This is a genomic window from Barnesiella sp. CU968 (assembly GCF_905219685.1).
GTDB lineage: Bacteria > Bacteroidota > Bacteroidia > Bacteroidales > Muribaculaceae > Lepagella > Lepagella muris_A.
In genome coordinates this window covers 1-3919 of record NZ_CAJMXD010000286.1, presented here as the reverse complement: position 1 = coordinate 3919, position 3919 = coordinate 1, and the positions used below count along the sequence as shown (strand labels likewise).

General features: G+C 45.1%; 4 protein-coding genes and 2 pseudogenes. All 6 read left to right on the top strand.

All coding sequences use genetic code 11. The features are described from left to right. Positions 1–335 (top strand): GNAT family N-acetyltransferase (locus JX312_RS10325; protein WP_204457937.1); only part of this gene is annotated, 335 nt, incomplete at its 5' end. Positions 336–493: 158 nt separating this feature from the next. Beyond that, the gene (locus JX312_RS10320) at positions 494–673 is read left to right on the top strand and encodes a hypothetical protein (protein WP_204457939.1); all 180 of its coding nucleotides are present in this window, start codon (positions 494–496) and stop codon (positions 671–673) included. A gap of 48 nt (positions 674–721) precedes the next feature. Next, positions 722–2035 carry an ATP-binding protein gene (locus tag JX312_RS10315; protein ID WP_204457936.1) on the top strand — a complete coding sequence of 438 codons (1314 nt, stop codon included), beginning with the start codon at positions 722–724 and terminating at the stop codon, positions 2033–2035. Positions 2036–2243: 208 nt separating this feature from the next. Beyond that, a pseudogene (locus JX312_RS10310) lies at positions 2244–2846 on the top strand (HD domain-containing protein); the annotation flags it as partial. 192 nt (positions 2847–3038) lie between these two features. Then, positions 3039–3293: a hypothetical protein gene (locus JX312_RS10305; RefSeq protein ID WP_204457935.1), complete on the top strand. Its 255-nt coding sequence runs from the start codon at positions 3039–3041 to the stop codon at positions 3291–3293. A gap of 65 nt (positions 3294–3358) precedes the next feature. Continuing rightward, positions 3359–3919, top strand: a pseudogene (locus JX312_RS10300) (helix-turn-helix domain-containing protein); the annotation flags it as partial.

Below are 3919 nucleotides of genomic sequence, written 5' to 3'. Positions count from 1 at the left end.
TTGAAATTAAAGAAACAGGTGAGTTTATCGGCTATGTTGGATTCCACCGCTTTACTTTCAATGCCCCCTTTTCACCGGGATGGGAAATAGGCTGGCGAATATCTGATAAATTCTGGAATAAAGGGTATGCTACGGAAGCGGCGAGGGTGTGTATAAAGCATGCACGAGAGAAAAAATTATGCAAGAGACTATACTCCTTTACTGCCGTACCTAATATTCCTTCAGAGAATGTCATGAAGCGCATCGGAATGACTTTTGAAGGGCTGTTCATGCACCCGTCGTTAGCCGATGGCCACTGGTTGAAAGAACACAAACTGTACTCGATAAATTTATAATGGCACTGCCCAGTTCCGGGAAGGCGAGTCTGTTATATGCCGACAACGCAGGAAGGCGGCACATCACTGTCTCGGCTCGTGGACTGCTCCCTCTCTTGCCGCTTTCGCAGTGATTGCTTCTATCCGGTCGCTTATATCAAATTACCCTTTCAACAACAGTGGTAACAGTAACTGCTGTTGCTATAGCCGCAGTTGAAAGACCACGGCTTGTGTCTCTTGCAGAGCATAAGCCCCGTGAGAATGTGCAGAAAGGATATTCGCAGGGACGATATAGTGCAATACCGTTTTTCGCCCCGATCGGAACCCTAAATAAGAAATCTGTTGCTCAATCAAAATAAATTTACTATTTTTGTAACAGTGGTTACTGTAACAGCTGTTACTATAATATGAAATTCTACGACAGAGAGATAGAGACTGAGAAATTGAGGCGTATCGAGACGACATCCAAGGAATACGCCCAGATGACCGTCATAACCGGACGAAGACGTATCGGAAAGACAACGCTTATAAAACACGCCTACGAAGGCAAAGAGATGATATATTTCTTTGTGGCGCGTAAGAGCGAGGCTTTATTGTGTCAGGAACTCTCCGATACGATGCGTGATGTGCTTGGCGAGGATTTGGGCGACTTTTCGAGTATAGCCCGATTGTTCGCGTCTATCATGCAGATTGCCAAGCGTCGGCATTTCACACTCGTTTTTGATGAGTTTCAGAATTTCAAATATGTCAACGAGTCATTCTTCAGTGAAATGCAGAATGTGTGGGACAGCAACAAGAATGAGGCACGGATAAATCTGGTAGTATGTGGCTCATTGTATTCAATGATGACCAAGATATTCGATGATAAAAAGGAACCTCTTTACGGCAGGGCAACCTCACGCATCCGACTTCGTGAATTTCCACTTTCAACACTTCGTGAGATAATGCGGGACAATAATCCCGATTACACTCCCGATGACCTGCTTGCAATGTATATGATTACGGGCGGGGTTGCAAAATATGTGGAACAGCTCCATATGCAGAAGGCATTCACAAAAGGGAAGATAATAGAATCTGTACTGTCATTCGGCTCCTACTTCATTGNCAAGGGGAAGGAGTTGCTATCCGATGAGTTCGGCAAAGACTATGGTAATTACTTTTCCATTCTGTCTGCAATCGCCGGAGGTTTCAATGAACGCGGAGAAATCAAATCCTATACCGGCGTGGAAGCAGGAGGCTACCTCGACAAGCTGGAGAATACATACGATCTTGTGTATCGTTACCGACCTTATCTCGCAAGTGAGAATAGCCGTAATGTAAAATACGGTATAAAGGACAACTTCCTCAATTTCTGGTTCAGATTCATATATAAATACCGGAGTGCAGTGGAGATTGGAAATCTTGCCTATGTAAAGGAAAAGGTGCTTGCTGATTATTCTACCTTCTCGGGGTGGATTCTTGAACGCTATTTCAGGCAGATGTATCGTGAGACAGGTCTCTATAACATTGTGACAAACTATTGGGAGAAAGACGGCAACAATGAGATTGACCTTATCGCTGTCAACGAGACAGACCATGAGATTGTAATCGGTGAAGTCAAACGCAATCCGCGGCGTATCGACCTTCATGGTCTGGAGCAAAAATCGCAGAATATCGTGTCAAAGCGTAAAGGCTGGCATATTGAATATGCTGTCCTATCTCTTGAAGACATGGGACACTGATAGCAGCAACCATCTAAATCTCAAAGCCTAAACTACAGAGCACATGGGACATTATTGCTGGAAGTGCGGTCAGTATCTCGCCAATGAGAAATTTTCGGGCAAAGGTCACGCTCGCCATATATGCAAGAAGTGTATGGCAGAGGAACGCGCCCACCGCCGCCAGCTACTGAAAGAAAAGCGGGAGCGTGGCGAAATTCCCGAACTGAAATTGAAACCGGTGTCTCAGAAGGTCATTGACTATGTTGAAAATGAGATTATCCCCCGCTATGCCGCCTTCGACAAGGCGCATCAGGAGAGCCATGTCCGAATGGTCATTGAGCAAAGCATAAAACTCGCCGAACATACACCGGCTATGAATTCCGATATGGTCTATATCATAGCGACATTCCATGACCTCGGTCTTGTCAACGGCAGGGAAAACCATCACAAGGAATCCCGCACGATACTCGAAGCGGACGAGTTTGTAAAGTCGCACTTCACCCGCAAGCAGATTGTGACTATGGGTCGCGCCGTTGAAGATCACCGTGCATCGAATCAGAAGAAGCCTCGCAACGGTTACGGAATGATTGTAGCGGAGGCCGACCACTTTATCGAGGCAGACACGATAATCCGAAGAACCATCCAATACGGTCTTGCAAATTATCCCAAACTCGACAAAGCCGGACACTATCAACGGACAATCGAACACCTCAACGAGAAGTACGGCCCGAAGGGTTATCTGAAAATATGGATACCGTGGAGCGACAACGCCAGGAACCTGAAGAAACTTCATGTGCTACTCGCCGACAAGAAGAAACTTGAAGATATTTTCACCGTATGCTTACAAATAATATGGAAAACAGAACTGGTTTGGGTTGATGCCCACCCCGACATCACATTGCCTGGCGATGATTACACCGGTTATCATGCAATGGCATTTACAGCTATCATGGGAAAAGTTGCCCCCGAAATCGGCGGATAGCTTCCGGCAAAAGTCTCGCCTGACAAAATTTGTCTTGCCGGATTGAGGGTGTACGAATATCCTTACATTGAAAAACGTGTGGAGGATTTTGGCTTGGTGCATTTCTCTCCGGCAGAACTTGCTTCCAATAGCGAATCCATTATCAACTGGTTACACAAAAGCGGTGCATTGAAAGTGATGATTCACTTCGATATTAACGTTATGGATTCCTCCAACATTCTTGCAGCAGTTGCCGACGGGCACGAAGGAGGATTAAAACTTAAGGAAGTTGTCCGTCTCATCAATTCACACCTGTAAAACTTGCCGTTATCGGCAAGTTTTGCTATCTTTGCATTATATTTTAATCAATGTTTTGCCGATAGATGGAATGTATTTCAGTTAAATCATGGGCAGAGATGCATGGAGTTTCGGAGCGAACAGCCCGAAACTATTGCGCACAGGGTAAAATAGAAGGTGCTTATCTCGTAGGAAAGACGTGGAACATACCTGAGGATGCACTCCCCAAAAAACGCTCAAATAAGACTTCAATATCTCCCTTATTGCAAGCTGTCAGAGAGCAAAAAGACGGAAAAATAAAAGGAGGTATCTATCACCGAATACAGATTGACCTGACTTATAACTCCAACCACATCGAAGGCAGTAAGCTGACGCATGACCAGACCCGTTTTATATTCGAGACCAATACCATAGGGGTTTCAGAAGGTACAGTGAATGTGGATGACATCATTGAAACCACAAATCATTTCCGCGCCATCGACTACATCATTGACAACACAGAGGGGAAACTCATGGAAGCATTTGTAAAGCATCTTCATTTTCTTCTCAAATCAGGGACATCAGATGAACGGAAATCATGGTTTAAAGTTGATGATTACAAGAAACTGCCGAATGAGGTCGGCGGGAATGATACCATAGAGCCGGAG